This is a genomic window from Pseudomonas sp. S1_G07 (assembly GCF_054668565.1).
Genome location: NZ_CP162778.1, coordinates 3,565,074 through 3,581,022, shown reverse-complemented (window position 1 = coordinate 3,581,022; position 15,949 = coordinate 3,565,074). Strand labels below are relative to the sequence as shown.

General features: G+C 64.4%; 13 protein-coding genes and 3 pseudogenes. 4 read left to right on the top strand and 12 right to left on the bottom strand.

The features are described from left to right. Positions 1-57: 57 nt before the first annotated feature. Both AB4O05_RS16460 and AB4O05_RS16455 read right to left on the bottom strand, forming a co-directional pair. Entirely contained in the window at positions 58-1,455 is a 1,398-nt protein-coding gene (locus AB4O05_RS16460) for a NarK family nitrate/nitrite MFS transporter (RefSeq protein ID WP_460136576.1), read from the bottom strand. A gap of 2 nt (positions 1,456-1,457) precedes the next feature. Then, positions 1,458-2,714 (bottom strand): MFS transporter, encoded by a 1,257-nt coding sequence (locus tag AB4O05_RS16455; protein WP_460136577.1) that lies wholly within the window; start codon positions 2,712-2,714, stop codon positions 1,458-1,460. Between the two features lie 310 nt (positions 2,715-3,024). Between AB4O05_RS16455 and AB4O05_RS16450 the strand changes: the two genes are divergently transcribed. From AB4O05_RS16450 to AB4O05_RS16440, 3 genes are all read left to right on the top strand, one after another. Then, a complete protein-coding gene (locus tag AB4O05_RS16450) occupies positions 3,025-4,827 on the top strand; it encodes a HAMP domain-containing protein (RefSeq protein ID WP_460136578.1) in 1,803 nt (600 codons plus the stop codon). After that, positions 4,824-5,471 (top strand): two-component system response regulator NarL, encoded by a 648-nt coding sequence (gene narL, locus AB4O05_RS16445; protein ID WP_460136579.1) that lies wholly within the window; start codon positions 4,824-4,826, stop codon positions 5,469-5,471. Before AB4O05_RS16450 ends, narL begins: the two co-directional genes overlap by 4 nt. Positions 5,472-7,039: 1,568 nt before the next feature. Further along, entirely contained in the window at positions 7,040-7,720 is a 681-nt protein-coding gene (locus AB4O05_RS16440) for a Crp/Fnr family transcriptional regulator (protein WP_460136580.1), read from the top strand. On the opposite strand, the gene ubiT is transcribed toward AB4O05_RS16440, so the two are convergent. The 8 genes and pseudogenes from ubiT to norR all read right to left on the bottom strand — a co-directional run. Then, a complete protein-coding gene (ubiT, locus tag AB4O05_RS16435; RefSeq protein WP_460136581.1) occupies positions 7,708-8,184 on the bottom strand; it encodes a ubiquinone anaerobic biosynthesis accessory factor UbiT in 477 nt (158 codons plus the stop codon). The two genes, AB4O05_RS16440 and ubiT, sit on opposite strands and share 13 nt — an antisense overlap. After that, on the bottom strand, positions 8,178-9,068 hold the full coding sequence (locus AB4O05_RS16430; RefSeq protein WP_460136582.1) for a U32 family peptidase: 891 nt from the start codon (positions 9,066-9,068) through the stop codon (positions 8,178-8,180). The genes ubiT and AB4O05_RS16430 overlap by 7 nt, the downstream gene beginning before the upstream one ends. A 10-nt stretch (positions 9,069-9,078) precedes the next feature. Next, entirely contained in the window at positions 9,079-10,074 is a 996-nt protein-coding gene (gene ubiU / locus AB4O05_RS16425) for a ubiquinone anaerobic biosynthesis protein UbiU (RefSeq protein WP_460136583.1), read from the bottom strand. 9 nt (positions 10,075-10,083) lie between these two features. Continuing rightward, a complete protein-coding gene (locus AB4O05_RS16420; RefSeq protein WP_460136584.1) occupies positions 10,084-11,316 on the bottom strand; it encodes a molybdopterin molybdotransferase MoeA in 1,233 nt (410 codons plus the stop codon). Beyond that, positions 11,313-11,867 (bottom strand): molybdenum cofactor biosynthesis protein B, encoded by a 555-nt coding sequence (moaB, locus tag AB4O05_RS16415; protein ID WP_460136585.1) that lies wholly within the window; start codon positions 11,865-11,867, stop codon positions 11,313-11,315. Before moaB ends, AB4O05_RS16420 begins: the two co-directional genes overlap by 4 nt. An 83-nt stretch (positions 11,868-11,950) precedes the next feature. Continuing rightward, the gene (locus AB4O05_RS16410) at positions 11,951-12,412 is read right to left on the bottom strand and encodes a pyridoxine/pyridoxamine 5'-phosphate oxidase (RefSeq protein ID WP_460164751.1); all 462 of its coding nucleotides are present in this window, start codon (positions 12,410-12,412) and stop codon (positions 11,951-11,953) included. Further along, positions 12,352-12,597: pseudogene (locus AB4O05_RS16405) on the bottom strand (pyridoxamine 5'-phosphate oxidase); the annotation flags it as partial. The pseudogene AB4O05_RS16405 and the gene AB4O05_RS16410, both read right to left, overlap by 61 nt. 99 nt (positions 12,598-12,696) lie before the next feature. Beyond that, a pseudogene (gene norR / locus AB4O05_RS16400) lies at positions 12,697-13,659 on the bottom strand (nitric oxide reductase transcriptional regulator NorR); the annotation flags it as partial. 180 nt (positions 13,660-13,839) lie between these two features. Between norR and AB4O05_RS16395 the strand changes: the two are divergent. Continuing rightward, positions 13,840-14,310, top strand: a pseudogene (locus AB4O05_RS16395) (hemerythrin domain-containing protein); the annotation flags it as partial. Here AB4O05_RS16395 and AB4O05_RS16390 read toward each other — a convergent pair. Both AB4O05_RS16390 and AB4O05_RS16385 read right to left on the bottom strand, forming a co-directional pair. Beyond that, positions 14,311-14,742 (bottom strand): hypothetical protein, encoded by a 432-nt coding sequence (locus AB4O05_RS16390; RefSeq protein WP_460136587.1) that lies wholly within the window; start codon positions 14,740-14,742, stop codon positions 14,311-14,313. Between the two features lie 9 nt (positions 14,743-14,751). Beyond that, positions 14,752-15,942 (bottom strand): NnrS family protein, encoded by a 1,191-nt coding sequence (locus AB4O05_RS16385; protein ID WP_460136588.1) that lies wholly within the window; start codon positions 15,940-15,942, stop codon positions 14,752-14,754. Positions 15,943-15,949 lie beyond the last annotated feature (7 nt).

Here is a 15,949-nt window from a genome sequence, read left to right as displayed (position 1 = left end):
GGTGCTTTCCTCATCAGGCGTGCCGTGGGGTGCGTTGCCCCGCGAATTCAGGTCGGACTAGCAGGGTGTGGCGCAGCCTTTGCGGGCGTACCACCACCAGGTCACGACGATGCAGCTCAGGTAGAAACCGACAAACATGTAGAAGGCCATGGCCGGGCTGCCGGTGGCGGCCATGGAGGTGCCGAAGGACTTGGGAATGAAGAACGCACCGAAGGCGCCCATGGCCGAGCTGAACCCCAGTACGGCGGCGGACTCCTTGCCGGCATTCTTGAGCGCCTGCTCGCGCTCGGCGGCGGATTTACCCGCGCTGGCTTTCTCGTGCTGGGTGCGGAAGATCACCGGGATCATGCGAAAGGTGGAACCGTTGCCCACGCCAGTGGTGACGAACAGCAACATGAACAGGCCGAGGAAGCCGTAGAAGTTGCCGCCCTGGCCGTTCTGCGGCAGAAAGTGCAGCACGCCGAACACCATCACGATCATCAGCACGAAGTTCCACAGAGTCACCCGCGCACCGCCCAGCTTGTCCGCCAGCCAGCCGCCCAATGGGCGCACCAGGGCACCGACCAGCGGGCCGAGGAAAGCGAACTTCAGCGCCACCACATCGGGAAACGAGGTCTTGATCAGCAGCGGGAACGCCGCCGAAAAGCCGATAAATGAACCGAAGGTCGCCAGGTACAACCAGCACATCAGCCAGTTGTGCTTGCGCTTGAAGATCACCGCCTGCTCGCTGAACGAAGCGCGGGCGCTGGACAGGTCATTCATGCCGAACCACGCCGCCACCGTGATGGCGAGGATGAACGGCACCCAGATAAAACCGGCGTTCTGCAGCCAGAGCTGGCTGCCATCCGGCAGGGTCTGCGGCTGACCGCCCACCAGGCCGAACACACCGAAGGTGATCACCAGCGGCACGCAGAACTGCATCACCGACACGCCCAGGTTACCGAGGCCGGCGTTCAGGCCCAGGGCCGTGCCCTGCTGGGACTTGGGGTAGAAGAAGCTGATGTTGGACATGCTCGAAGCGAAGTTGCCGCCGCCGAAACCGCACAACAGGGCGATCAGCACAAATACGCTGTACGGAGTGTTCGGGTCCTGTACCGCGTAGCCCATCCACAGCGACGGCAGCAGCAAGGACGCTGTGCTCAGCGCCGTCCAGCGGCGCCCACCGAAGATCGGCACCATGAACGAATAGAACACCCGCAACGTGGCGCCGGACAGGCCCGGCAATGCCGCCAGCCAGAACAGCTGGTCAGTGGTGAAGGTAAAGCCGATGGCGTTCAGGCGCACGATCACCGTGCTCCACACCATCCATACAGCGAAGGCCAGCAACAGCGCGGGAATCGAGATCCACAGGTTGCGGGTCGCGGTCTTTTTGCCGCAGGCGCCCCAGAACGCAGGGTCTTCAGGGCGCCAATCGTGAATCACCGGGCCCGAGCTGGGCTTTTGCGCGATGGACATGTTCATTCTCCTTGGAGAGGTCGGGCGGTTTTGCCCAAAAGCGGTTGCTTGCGCATTTCGCTGAAGTACATCCAGGTCAGGGACACCCAGACCACGCCGTACATCAACATGAAGCAGGACGAGCGCACGCCGGTGAGGTCCACCAGGGCGCCAAACAGGATCGGGAGCACAAAGCCGCCCAGGCCGCCGGCCAGGCCGACGATGCCGGATACCGCGCCCATGTTTTGTGGGTAGTCATTGGCGATGTACTTGAACACCGAGGCCTTGCCGAACGCGAAGGCGATGCCCATCACAAACAGCAGCACGGTGAACAGCGTGGCGTTGAGGCCGATATGGAAATCCAGGGGACCGTCGACGGTCATCACTTGCAGCTGGGTCTGCGGGTAGCTGAGCAGGAACAGGCAGATCCAGCTCACCCACAGCACCCACCAGGTCACGCTCTGGGCGCCCCAGCGATCGGACATCCAGCCACCCACGGCGCGCAGCACACCGCCGGGCAGAGAGAAACACGCGGCCAGCAGCGCGGCGCTTTGCAGGCTGAAACCGTATTCCTGCACGTAGTACTTGGTCATCCACAGCGCCAGCGCCACATAGCCGCCGAACACGATCGAGTAGTACTGGCAGTAGCGCCACACGGCCGGGTCTTTCAGGCACAGCAACTGCTGGCGCAGGGTGGCGCCGCCGGCGCTGCGGTGGCTCTTGTCTTCACTGGTGAGGAACCAGAACAGCAACGCGGTGATAAACAGGATTGCGCTAAACACTTTGGGCACCAGGTGCCAGGTACCCAGGGCGATCAGCGCCGGAGCAAGAAACTTGGTGACAGCGGCGCCCGCGTTGCCGGCGCCGAACACGCCCATGGCGAAGCCCTGGTTCTCTTTTTCGAACCACTTGGCGACGTAGGCGATGCCCACCGAAAATGAACCACCGGCCAGGCCGACAAACAGGCCCAGCACCAGGAACTGCCAATAGGCAGTGGCGTAGGTGATCAGGTACAGCGGCAACACGCAGGCGAGCATCAGCAGGAAGAACACGATGCGCCCGCCGAAGCGGTCGGTGAGCAGGCCCAGCGGCAGGCGCACCAGCGAGCCGGTCAACACCGGCGTGGCGGCCAGCAGGCCGAACTGGGTTTCGTTAAGTTGCAGCAGCTCTTTGATGGGCACGCCGAGCACGGCGAACATCATCCACACCATAAAGCAGACGGTGAAGGCCAGTGTGCTCATGCCCAGCACCAGGCCTTGTCTTATACGGGGTTGAGTCACGGTATGCGCTCCAGGAAGTGATTTCATGGGCGCAGATTAGGGGCGACACCCCCGTGGAACTTGACGCAGGTCAACGTCCGCCTGGGGGGTATGGGGCTATGCTGGCCCCGTCTACCTCTAAGGAGGTAGCCCTAATAACTAGAGAAAGTCTTTATTTATCAATGGATTGATCTCTTGTGCCGGTGTTTTCCCGTGGGAGGGTTTGCCGGCAACTCTTTAGAGGTAGTGCGCCAGGGATTGCGGTTTTTCAGCCCCCTTTCCTTTTCAGGTGCCGCCATGCAGGCCTTCAACCTCCTTCGATTACCCCGCCATGCTTGACTGGCTGCGCCGTTCCCTGCCCGCCCGCGCCGGCCTGGCCGTTATCCTGATCGCCATCCTCGCGCTCGCCAGTTCGTTGAGCGCCGGCTTGATCGCCTGGTTCAGCCAAGGCGACGCCGCCGCGATCAACACGGCCGGCTCGGTGCGCATGGAAACCTACCACCTGAGCTGGAAACTCAGCGCCGGCGCGCCGGCCGGCGAGATCGACGCCATCACCCAAAGCCTGCAAGGCCGTCTCGACAGCCAGTCGCTCACAGCGGTGTTGGAAGACGGCCCGCGCAGTGCCCTGGTGCAGAGCTACCAGCAGATCCAGCAACGCTGGAGCACCGATTTGCGCCCCGCCGTGAAGCGCGGCGATGCGGCGCTCTTCCAGGCCAGCGCGCCGGGCTTCGTCGAGCAGTTAAACCAATTCGTCAGCCTGCTGCAGCAACACAGCGAACAGAAACAACGCTGGCAGCAAGGCATCCAGGGCCTGGCGCTGTTCAGCACACTGATCATCCTGCTGGTGGGCCTGTACGAACTGCAGTACGGGGTGGTCAACCCCCTGGAAGAGCTGGTGCACGCCACCCGGCGCTTTCGTGACGGCGACTTCAAGGCACGGGTCAACCACCGCTCCGAGGATGAATTGGGGCAACTGGCCCTGAGCTTCAACACCATGGCCGAGACCATCGAGGCGTCCCATCGCACCCTCGAAAGCCAGGTGCGCCTCAAGACCCTCAACCTGCAACAGGCCAACGCCGCCCTGGAACTGCTCTACCAGAGCAGCCGCAGCCTGGCCACGCGCCTGGCCAACGCCGAGGGCCTGGATGAACTGATCCGACGCTTTCAGAAACGCCTGCCGGGCCTGCGCCTGTCGCTGTGCCTGCAAGGGCATTTCCTTGCGCCGGCGCAGCAGATGCTCGCCCTGCACGGCGGCGACAGCCGCAACGTGTGCGCCATCGGCGATTGCGCCACCTGCCAGAAGCACAAAGTGGCGCCGCCCCAGGTCTTCAGCATCAGCAACCAGGGCTCGGAACTCGGTGAGCTCAAGGCCCACTTCATCGACGGCCATGCGCCCCAGGACTGGGAGAAGCAGTTGATCCAGGCCCTGGCCAACCTGATCGGCACCTCGCTGTCGCTCAAGCGCCAGCGCGAACAGGATCACCGCCTGCTGCTGCTGGAAGAGCGCACCATCATCGCCCGCGAACTGCATGACTCCCTGGCCCAGGCGCTGTCGTACATGAAACTGCAGGTGAGCCGCATGCAAACCCTGATCCGCCGTGGCGAGCCGGTGGAGACCCTGGCCACCGTCACCGGCGAACTCCGGGAGGGCCTGAACAATGCCTATCGGCAACTGCGCGAACTGCTCACCACCTTCCGCCTGAAAATCCACGATGCCGGCCTGGTGCAGGAGTTGCAGGAGACCGCCGAGGAGTTCTCGCGGCGTGGGGAATTCCAGGTGCACCTGCACGTGGATGCCCTCGCCTTCCAGCTGTCGGCCAGCGAGCAGATCCATTTGCTGCAGATCACCCGTGAAGCCCTGTCCAACTGCCTGCGCCATGCCCATGCGCAAAACGCCTGGCTGCAACTGCGCCAGGAGGGCGAGACCGTGAGCCTCGACATCGAAGACGATGGCCGTGGTTTCTGCGGTGAAGTGGACAAACGCGAACACCACGGCCTGACCATCATGGATGAGCGCGCGCGCAGCCTGCACGGCCAACTCGACATCAGCCCCCGCGAGCCCCAGGGCACACGGGTGCACCTGCGCTTTCACCCGGAGTTTCTCGGACAATCCCTACAAGGCACCCACCCATGAACACCCTCACCCGCCACCGTATCCTGCTGGTCGACGATCACCCGATGATGCGTCACGGCATGCGCCAGATCCTTGACCTGGAAGACGACCTGCAAGTGGTCGGCGAAGCCGGCAACGGCCAGGAGGCCCTGGACCAGATCGCGGCCCTGCAACCGGACCTGGTGCTGCTGGACAACAACATGCCGCACATGAATGGCCTAGAAACCCTGCGTCGCCTGCGCGCCATGGACTATCGCGGCAAGGTGCTGCTGTTCACCGTGTCCGACGCCGAGGACGACATCCGCGATGCATTGCGCCTGGATGCCAATGGGTACCTGCTCAAAGACATGGAGCCAGAACTGGTGGTGGAGTTTATCCGCGATGCGTTGCATGGCGGGTTGGTGATCAGCCCCGGCCTGACCCGGGTACTGGCCCAGGCCTTACGCTCTCCGCAGCCCCATGCGGCGGTGGAATTGACCGAGCGGGAACGGCAGGTATTGAAGACGATTGCCAGTGGCTACAGCAACAAGGTGATCGGGCATAAGCTGGGGATTACCGAGGGCACGGTGAAGGTGCATGTGAAAAATCTGCTGCATAAGCTGGGGTTGCGGTCACGGGTGGAAGCGGCGGTGTGGGCGATGGAGCATTTGCGGCAGGCGGGGTGAGTTTTTGGGTTTGTCAGCCAAGCCAGCCTTTATAAAAATTAATATAACCTACTGATTTTAAATGACTTAAATTTCACCCTTAAGTCTTGAGCCTTGCCTAGCCATTTCAGTCGACCGCATTTTTTTGTGGCGAGCGGGCTCGTCGAATCGTCGCACCGCCCGCGTTGGGCTGCGCAGCAGCCCCAGAACCAGGCGCTGAGGCGTGCCTGATGTACCGCATTCGTCTTCATCAGGGGCGCTTCGCACCCCAACGCGGGACAAGCCCGCTCGCCACAGGGGCCCGTTTTTGCCGTGCGATAGCGCTACGTTTAAAGGGCTGAAGTTTCACCCTGTAGTCTTGAGCCTTACCTAGCCATTTCAGTCGAGCGCATTTTTTTGTGGCGAGCGGGCTTGCCCCGCGTTGGGCTGCGCAGCAGCCCCAGAACCAGGCGCTGAGGCGTGCCTGATGTACCGCATTCGTCTTCATCAGGGGCGCTTCGCACCCCAACGCGGGCGGTGCGACGATTCGACAAGCCCGCTCGCCACAAGGGAGCCCGTTTGCTGCGCGATAGCGCTACGTTTAAAGGGCTGAAATTTCACCCTGAAGTTTTGAGCCTTACCTAGCCATTTCAGTCGAGCGCATTTTTTGTGGCGAGCGGGCTTGCCCCGCGTTGGGCTGCGCAGCAGCCCCAAAACCAGGCGCTGAGGAGTGCCTGATGTACCGCACTCGTCTTGATTAGGGGCGCTTCGCACCCCAACGCGGGGCAAGCCCGCTCGCCACAGGGGCCCGTTTTTGCTGCGCGATAGCGCTACGTTTAAAGGGCTGAAATTTCACCCTGAAGTTTTGAGTCGTGCATGGCCATTTCAGTCGAGCGCATTTTTTGTGGCGAGCGGGCTTGCCCCGCGTTGGGCTGCGCAGCAGCCCCAGAACCAGACGCAGAGGAGTGCCTGATGTACCGCATTCGTCTTGATTAGGGGCGCTTCGCACCCCAACGCGGGCGGTGCGACGATTCGACAAGCCCGCTCGCCACAAGGGGGCCCGTTTGCCGTGCGATAGCGCTATGTTTAAAGGGCTGAAGTTTCACCCTGTAGTCTTGAGCCTTACCTAGCCATTTCAGTCGAGCGCATTTTTTTGTGGCGAGCGGGCTCGTCGAATCGTCGCACCGCCCGCGTTGGGCTGCGCAGCAGCCCCAGAACCAGGCGCTGAGGAGTGCCTGATACACCGCATTCGTCTTCATCAGGGGCGCTTCGCACCCCAACGCGGGCGGTGCGACGATTCGACGAGCCCGCTCGCCACAAGGGGCCCGTTTGCTGTGCGATAGCGCTACGTTTAAAGGGCTGAAATTTCACCCTGCAGTCTTGAGCCTTGCCTAGCCATTTCAGTCGAGCGCATTTTTTTGTGGCGAGCGGGCTCGTCGAATCGTCGCACCGCCCGCGTTGGGTTGCGCAGCAGCCCCAGAACCAGGCGCAGCAGCGCTGGAGTGAGGCCTCTCACATTACAGGCCAGTAACCTGTTGCAAGAGGTACTCCCACGGAGGCATATCCCATCGTATCGGCAACGCTCTACCATGCCGACAACGGAGGCCCCCATGCTCACTCACCCGCACATTGTCCTCACCCTGCGCCGTCACCATCTGTTCAGCCAACTCCCGGAAAAAACCTTCCAGGACGTTTGCACCCTGGCCAGCCTCAAGCGCCTGCCCGGCCATACGCCGTTGCTGCATCAGGGCGACCCTGCCGAGCGGTTCTTCCTGCTGGTCAGCGGCCAGGTCAAGCTGCACCGGGTAACCGGTGAAGGCCAGGAGCACCTGGTGGAAGTCATCCAGCCCGGCCAGACGTTTGCCGAAGCCCTGTTGTTCACCCAGGCCAAGGCCTACCCGGTGAGCGCCACCGCACTCAAGGACAGCGTGCTGGTGAGTGTCGAAGGCCAGCACTACCGACGCGCCCTGGAAGACCAGCCGAAAATCTGCCTGGCGATCCTGGCCAACATGAGCATCCACCTGCACCAGCGCCTCAAGGACATCGACACCCTGACCCTGGCCAGCGCCAGCCGACGGGTGATCAATTTCCTGTTCCAGGAGCTGGATGCGGTGAGTGGCGAGGTAGTGCTGCAAGTGCCCAAGCGCCTGGTGGCGTCGAAGCTGGGGATCCAGCCGGAGACCTTTTCGCGGATCCTGCACCGGCTGGTGGAAGGCGGCTTGATCGAGGTGCAACGGCGCACGATCCGTATCGTGCGCGAAGACGCGCTGATGGCGTATCAGGCCGGTTGAGTCGCCAGCCCTCGCCCTGCCCGCTCCAGATTGCGCCACAACCACCCCGGCAATACGTCGGGGTCAAGGCTGTCGATCAGGTTCTTCAAGCCCAGCCCCAATTCGGTATCCCCCTCGATCACCAGGCGCCGCCGGAAGAACAAGGTATCCGGGTCCTCCTGGCGGCTGGCCAACAACAAGAACTCACGCCAGTTGCCGCTGATCGTCACTTGGGCCGTGGCGTGTTCGGCAATGCGCAAACCGTCCCGCGCCAGGGTCAGGTACCAGCACAGGCCCAGGTCGGGGATGCGCAGGCACATCCAGCGCCCGCGCAGCAGGTCAAACCCACCGTCGCGCAACGGCTCGGCCAGGCAACGATTGAGAGCTTGCTGCAAGCCCAGGCGCTGCACCCTGAACGGTACGCGACGGATCAGCGGTAACAGCCGGTCGGCGCCCTTGAGCAACCAGTGTGTGCGACTCAACACAGGCCCACCTCCTCGACGCGCAACATGCCGGCCTGGCCATGCCAGTAGCCGTTGCAGCCGTCCACACACAGCGGCGGCATGGCGCCGTGGCGGACCTGGTCGAACGCGCGCACCACCTCGACCATGCCCTCGGCCCGAGGGCTGAGGCGCAACAGGTCGGCGCCACTGTTGACCAGCCCAGGATAATCGGCCAGCAGATTGGTAACGTCGGCCGACATCGTCTGGATGCCGTTCAAGGTAAACAACGCCTGCCCTTCCTGGCTGGTCAGCGCCATGCCGTCCGGGTAGTTGAGGCAGCAGAATTGGCAATCGTCCTTGGGCCGGTTTTCCGCGCGGGCGGTGAAGCAGCGCGCCGAATACGCCAGGGGCAAATGCCCGTAGGCGAAGATTTCCACCTCAGGCAACGGCCGCCCGAGTTCGCGCACCTGGTCGAGCACGTCGGCGATCAGGGTTTGGGAGCACTCCACCGGCGGCACCCAGCGCTGCATGCCGGCGTCGAGCAGTTGCACCAGGGCGTGGCCGTTGTAGAGGTTGAGCGCCGGGCCGCCGACAAACGGCAGGTTGCGCTCGACCAGCAACTGCACCGCGCCCATGTCGTTGGCTTCCACCAGCAGCTCACCGTTGTCGCACAGGCGGCGCAGGCTCGACAGTTCGGAGGCGGCTTCGATCAGCGTCAGGCTCGACAACACGATCTGCGCCGGGCTGCACGCTTGCAGTTCACGGCCCAGGCCCAACCAATGGTCCAGGGAAAACGCGCGGCGTTTGGCGCAGACGGTTTCGCCCAGGTAAATCACGTCCAGGGGCAAGCCGGCCATGTCCGAATAGAAGCGCCCCAGGTGTTCCTTATCCCAATAAAACAGCACCGGTCCGAGGCTGAGTTTCATCTGTGTCTCCTCACTGCCATGCACGATGGTAGGCGCCGAGCGTGGTCTGGCTGCCTTCGGATAACCCGGCCAACACCTGGCGCCACTGGTCCTTGACCACAAAGCTGGCCGGCGCGCTGCGATGGGCGTCCAGCGCGGCGCGCCAGACTCGGGTGACTTGCTCCACATAGGCCGGGCTGCGTTGCCGGCCTTCGATCTTGACTGCTTCGACGCCGATGGCGCTGAGTTCCGGCAGCAGGTCCAGGGTGTCGAGGCTGGTGGGTTCTTCCAACGCGTGAAAGCGCTTGCCACCGACCAGAAAGCGGCCCTTGCACAGGGTCGGGTAGCCGGCGGGTTCGTCGGCGCTGTAGCGGTCGATCAGCACTTCGCTCAGGCGCGCGCTCAAGCCGTCGGCGTCTTCGCTCCAGCGCACCGCCTTGGCCGGCGAACACACGCCGCACAGGTTCGGCGACTCGCCGGTGATGTAGGAAGACAAGTGACAGCGCCCCTCGGCCATGATGCACAGGCTGCCAAACCCGAAGACCTCAATCGGCACCGGGCTGCTGGCCGCCACCTGCCGGACCTGGGCCAGGGACAGCACCCGGGGCAACACCGCACGACGAATGCCGTAGCGCTCGGCGTAGAACTTCAAGGCCGCCGCATGGGTGGCCGAACCTTGTACCGAGAGGTGCAAGGCCATCTGCGGATGACGCTGGGCGGCATAGCCGAGCACCCCTGGGTCGGCGGCGATCAGCGCGTCCACGCCATGGTCGGCGGCACGGTCCACGGCGCGTTGCCAGCGTGGCCAGATCTTCGGCTGCGGGTAAGTGTTGACCGCCACATACAGCTTGCGCTGGTGCTGGCGAATAAACGCGACGGCGCCGTCGAACTGTTTGTCGTCCATGTTCAGCCCGGCGAAATGCCGGGCATTGGTGTCATCGCGAAAGCCGACGTACACCGCATCGGCGCCTTGGCGTACGGCGGCTTTGAGCGCAGGCAGGTTACCTGCCGGGCAGACCAGTTGCATGGGGGCTCCTTACAAAAATTCAGCGAAAGACAGAAATGGCACCGGCGCATCCTTGAACACCTGTTGCTCGCGCTCGACGATCACCAGGCCGTCGGCCCAACAGGCGGCGGTGAGCATTGCCGAGCTTTGCTGGGGGTGCGGGACCGCGCGCAACTGGCCGTCGATACCGGGGCTCAAACGCGCGCGCAGGTATTGGCGACGCTTGTTGGGGACGAGCCATTCGAACGCGGCCGGCACCTGGATCGGCACCGGCAACACCCGCTCCACCCCCTGGGCGCGCAGCAGGAACGGGCGCAACACCACCAGCGCGGTGATCAGCGCCGCCGATGGGTTGCCGGGCAGGCCGAGCCAGGGTTTGCCTGCCACTTCCCCAAAGGCCAGGGGCTTGCCGGGCTGGATCGCCAGGCGCCAGAAGTCCACGCGGCCGAGTTCTTCGATGGCCTGCTTGAGGTGGTCCTCCTCCCCCACCGAGACCCCGGCGGAGGTCAGCAGCAGGTCGCATTCGGAAGCCGCCAGGGCCAGCGCATCGCGGCTGGCGGCCAGTTCGTCGGCCATCACCCCGTAGTCGTACACCTCCACCCCCCAGCCGCGCAGCAACGCGGCGAGGGCATAGCGGTTGCTGTTGTAGATCTGCCCGGGCACCAACGCTTCGCCGGGTTCACGCAGTTCGTTGCCGCTGCTGAGCAGGCATACACGCAGCGGGCGATAGACTTTCAGTCGAGGAATGCCGGCCGAAGCGAGCAAACCGATGTCCTGGGCGCGCAGGCGTTTGCCGAGGCGGATCAAGGTCTGGCCGCGCTGCAATTCTTCGGCCTGTTTGCGCACATGCTCGCCGAGGCGTACCGGCGGGCACCAGATGCGCTGGCCGTAAAGCCGGCAGCGTTCCTGGGGCACCACCGTATCGGCGCCGCCCGGCAGCGGCGCGCCGGTGAAAATGCGCACTGCCTGCCCGGCCTGCACGCTGGCCGCGCTGTGCTGCCCGGCGGCAATACGCCCGGCGAGCATCAGGTAACCGCCTTCGGCCGGTACGTCCTGCGCGCGCAGGGCGTAGCCGTCCATCGCACTGTTGTCGAAGCCGGGCAGATCCAGGGGCGAGAACAGCTCTTCGGCGATCACCCGCCCGAGCGCCTGCTCCAGGGCGATCACCTCGGTGGCGGGCGGTGGCGGGGCCTGGGCCAGCAGCGTGGCGATGGCCTCGTCTACCGGCATCAGCGGCCCGCTGTCACACACCGCGACGCTCACGAGCGTGCCTCGCAGGCTTGCGGGGTTTGCGCAGCCTGAGCCTTGAGGTGCGGCACGAAGTTGCACGGGCCGGTGCGGCTGTCCAACTGGCCGGCGAGGATGTGATCCCAGGCCGTGCGACACGCGCCTGGCGAACCCGGCATGCAGCACACCAGGACGCCATTGCTGATGCCGGCCAACGCGCGCGATTGCAAGGTAGAAGTGCCGATCTCCGCCAGGGACACGTGGCGGAACAGCTCACCGAAGCCCTCCACGTGCTTGTCCAGCAAGGGCTGTACCGCCTGGGGCGTGTTGTCGCGGGCGGTAAAGCCGGTGCCGCCGGTCATCAGCACCACTTGCACCTCGGGGTCGGCGATCCACAGCGAAACCTGCGCGCGAATCTGGTAGATATCGTCGATCACCAGGCCACGGTCGACCAGCACGTGGCCAGCGCCCTGGAGGCGGTCCACCAGGGTCTGGCCGGAGGTGTCGGTGTCGAGGGTGCGAGTGTCGCTGATGGTCAGCACGGCGATGTTGAGGGGCACGAAATCGCGTTGTTTCAAATGGGCCATGATCAAGGCTCCGGGCGTGAAAAAGTGGTCGTCAGCCTGCGCCGCAATGGGCACAGGGCCTATTCCTCCAAGGAGGTACGCCGTCAGGGGGCCAGGCGCGTGCGCTGCCACTGGCCGTCGTGCAGACGGTAATCCAGGCGGTCATGCAGGCGGTCGGGCCGGCCTTGCCAGAACTCGATGCGCCGCGGTTGCAGGCAGAACCCGCCCCAATGCTCGGGACGCGGTGGTTTACGGCCGGCGAAACGCTCGGTGACCTCGCGCAAGCGGCCTTCCAGTTCGCTGCGATGGGCCAGGGGCTGACTTTGCGGCGACGCCCAGGCGCCTAACTGGCTGGCGGCCGGGCGGGCGTCGAAATAGTCGTCCGACAGTTGCGCGGCGGCGTGCACCACCGGCCCTTCGATGCGCACCTGGCGCTCCAGCCCTGGCCAGAAAAAGTCATGGCCGCATGGGGGTTGCTCGCCAGTTCGTGGCCCTTGGCGCTCTGGTAATGGCCAAAAAAGACAAAACCCTCGGCGCTGAACCCCTTGAGCAGCAGGATGCGACAATGAGCGTGGCCCTCGCTGTCCACGGTAGCCAGGGCCATGCTGTTGGCCTCGGCGGGCGGCACTTCGGTTTTGCGCGCCTGCTCCAGCCACTGGCCGAACAACTCGAGCGGATCAGCCTGTGCGTTGTCGTCGCGCAGGCCATAGAGGGTGTAGTTACGGCGCAATTGCGCAAGGGACAGGGGCATGGCGCGGTCCTCCAGAAAGTTCGTCACAGTGTGGTAACCGCCGCGCCTTTACCCCTTGATCACGATCAACATTCGCCCGTGGCATGACGCCGCATGCCTTTACTTGAGACCCAGCCTGCGCGCCAGTTTATGCAGGTTGCTCGAGTCCACCCCCAGCAGGCGCGCCGCACTCGCCCAATTGCCCGCGCAATGCGCCAGGGCCTGGCCAATCTTGTGGCGCTGACACTCATCCACCGCCGCCGCCAATGGCTGGAACGCCTCGGCGGCCGGCATCGGCTGCACGGGCACGGGCGTGGCAGCGCCCAGCCCCAGCCCCAGCCACTGCGATTCCAGGGTCATGGACGGCTGGCTGCCGGCCCGGCACAACAGCTTTAACGCTGCGCGGCTGATCACATGTTCCAGTTCGCGTACATTGCCTGGCCAGGCGTACGCCATCAGGGCCTGGCGGGCCGACGGCGACAGGCACAGGCTGCGCAGCCCCAGGCGTTCACGGTTGAGACCAACGAAGTGCTCGGCCAGTAACAGGATGTCGTCGCCACGCTCGCGCAGCGGTGGGATCGACATCGGGTACACCGACAGGCGGTGGTAGAGGTCGGCGCGAAACACGCCGTCGCGCACGCTGTCCGGCAGATGGCGGTTGGTGGCGGCGATGATCCGCACATCCACGTGCACCGGTCGGTCGGCGCCCAGGCGTTGGATTTCGCCGTTCTGCAGGGTGCGCAGCAACTTGGCCTGAATACTCAAGGGCAATTCGCCCACCTCGTCGAGAAACAGCGTACCGCCATTGGCCGCATCGAAACGCCCGGCGCGATCGTGGCTGGCACCGGAAAACGCACCCTTGACGTGGCCGAACAACTCGCTCTCGGCCAATGCCTCCGGCAGAGCCGCGCAATTGACCTGCACCAGCGGCCGATTGCAGCGCCGCGACTGGCGGTGCAAGCGGCGGGCAAACAGTTCCTTGCCCACGCCGGTCTCGCCCAGCAACAGCACCGGCAACTCGGTCTGCGCCAGCACCGCCAGCTCGTTGAGCAGTTGGCGCAGCACCTGGCTGTGCCCAAGGAGGCACTCGGACGCCACGGTGGCATCGACCCTGATGGGGTTCACATTACCCTGGCATAGCGTGGTCATGATCACCTCGATTCGAAAAAAACCTTATCTATCAATAGCTTTAAACATGGCACGGGCCATGCAATGACCGCTGCATACCGCTATCCCCGATGAGGAACCCCGATGAACACAAGCGATTGGCACACCCAACCCCAGGATCAATTGATCGATCATCTGCTGGCGCGCTACCACACCCGTCATCGTGAGCAACTGCCAGAGCTGATTCGCCTGGCCAGCCGTGTCGAACAGGTCCACGGCCACCACCTGCAGTGCCCCAACGGCCTCGCGGACCTGCTGCGCGACATCCAGCAGGAGCTGGAAAACCACATGCTCAAGGAAGAACAGGTGTTGTTCCCGATGCTGCAAATGGGCATGGGCGTGCAGGCGGCGATGCCGATCCAGGTGATGCGCCATGAGCATGACCAGCACGGCGAGGCGCTGGAACAACTGCTGAACCTCACCGATCGCATCAGCCTGCCGGCCGGTGCGTGCGGCACCTGGCGCAACCTGTACAGCGAGCTGACGAGCTTTCATAACGACCTGCGCGAGCATATTCACCTGGAAAACGAGGTGTTGTTCGCCCGGGCGCTGAACCCGGCGGCCTGATCAGTGCAGCATCCACTTCGCCAGGATGACGATCAGCACCATGTGCCCGAGGATGCTGCGGCGGATCCACGTCGCGCGCCTGGGGCTCAGGCGCTGATGGCTCAACAGGTACGCCAGCCACAGGTAATGCCCGATGATGCTCAGGGCCAGCAGGATTTTCAGGCTCAGCAACACGCTGAAGTGGCTGGCCCACGGCACGCTCAACAGCCCGCGATAGTGCCAGGCCAGGCCGATGCCGGCACCGTACAGCAGCACCACCACACCGTGCAGCACGCGCCGCGAACGGTACGCGATGGCGTGCTCGGCAGTGAACTGCGCCGACCAGGCCAGTTCCTCGCGGGCGCTGTGCCAGATCACCACCTCGAAAAACAGCGTGCCGATAAAGGCAATCGCCGCCAACAGATGCACGATCAACAACCCTGAATAGAGCATTGCGTTCTCCTAGCCTGGGTGCCCGTCGACCCGTGCGCGCCATAACATCGGGCCATAGCGCCACAGGAACAGGCCGAGCCCGAGGGTCCAGCACAGCCCGGCCAGCCACAGCGCGGCCAACGGCAACAGCAGCACCAGTACCACCCGGCACACACACGCCAGGTTCAACAGCACAAACGCCAGGGTCATTCCGGCCGGCGGCTGCAACGGGCGGCCGGTATGGCCGAGGCTGACGCGGGCGATCATTGCCAGGATCAAGCCGCCCATGGCGCCCACCGTCAGCGCGTGCACGGCCAGGCTCGGGTTGAACGGCGCGCCGAAGTGCCACAGCGCCATGCCCAGGCACGCCAGCGCCAGCCAGGCATACGCCAGGTGCAGCGACCACAGCAACGGCACGCGCCACAGGCCGCGATCATGCCAGCGCAGCAGGCGCAACAGGTGGCCCAGCCCGAGGCCGGCGAACAGCACGCCGAGCCAAGGCGTCGCGGACAGCGCAGGCCCCATCGCGTACAGCACCGCCACCAGCAGCGAACCACCGAGCAGCATGTGGTCCAGCCATGGCCAGGGCTTGACCGCCTCGACCCGGCCCAGACCGCGCTGGGTGAAAAACCCGATCACCCGCCCGCCGATCAGGCCCATCATCGCCGCCACCAGCCACAGGCCGGTCAGCACCGACTGGCGTTGCCAGCCGTCGTCGTGGCGCAACAGCCCATACAACGACAGCCCATCGGCCAGCGTCAGCAAGGCCAGCACCAGCACAATCGGGTAGTTGCGCTGCTGCCGCACGCTCCACAGCGTCCAGCCCATCACCCCGGCCACGGCCAGGGGGAAGCTCAGTTCCAGCACCGCCAGCAGCGGCCAGTGCAGGTTGAACAACCAGCCCAGGCGCGCCGCCAGCCATAGCCCCGCGAGCAATGCCAGGGCATTGCCGCTGAGGCCGGGGCGACCGGTCCAGGTCTGCACCGCCGTGAGCAGGAACCCGGCGATGATCGCCAGGCCGAAACCGAACAGCAGTTCATGCCGATGCCAGGCCAGCCAGCCGCCGGCGGGTTGCCAGGTGCCCGTATGTCCGGTGAGGGCCAGCAGCCACAGCGGTATCGCCAGCGCCGCCAACAGGCACGCACCGAGGAAAAATGGCCGAAACGCCAGGCGAAACAACGGGGTAATCGACATGGCCTTGCGCCGATCGAGCACTTGCATAACACGG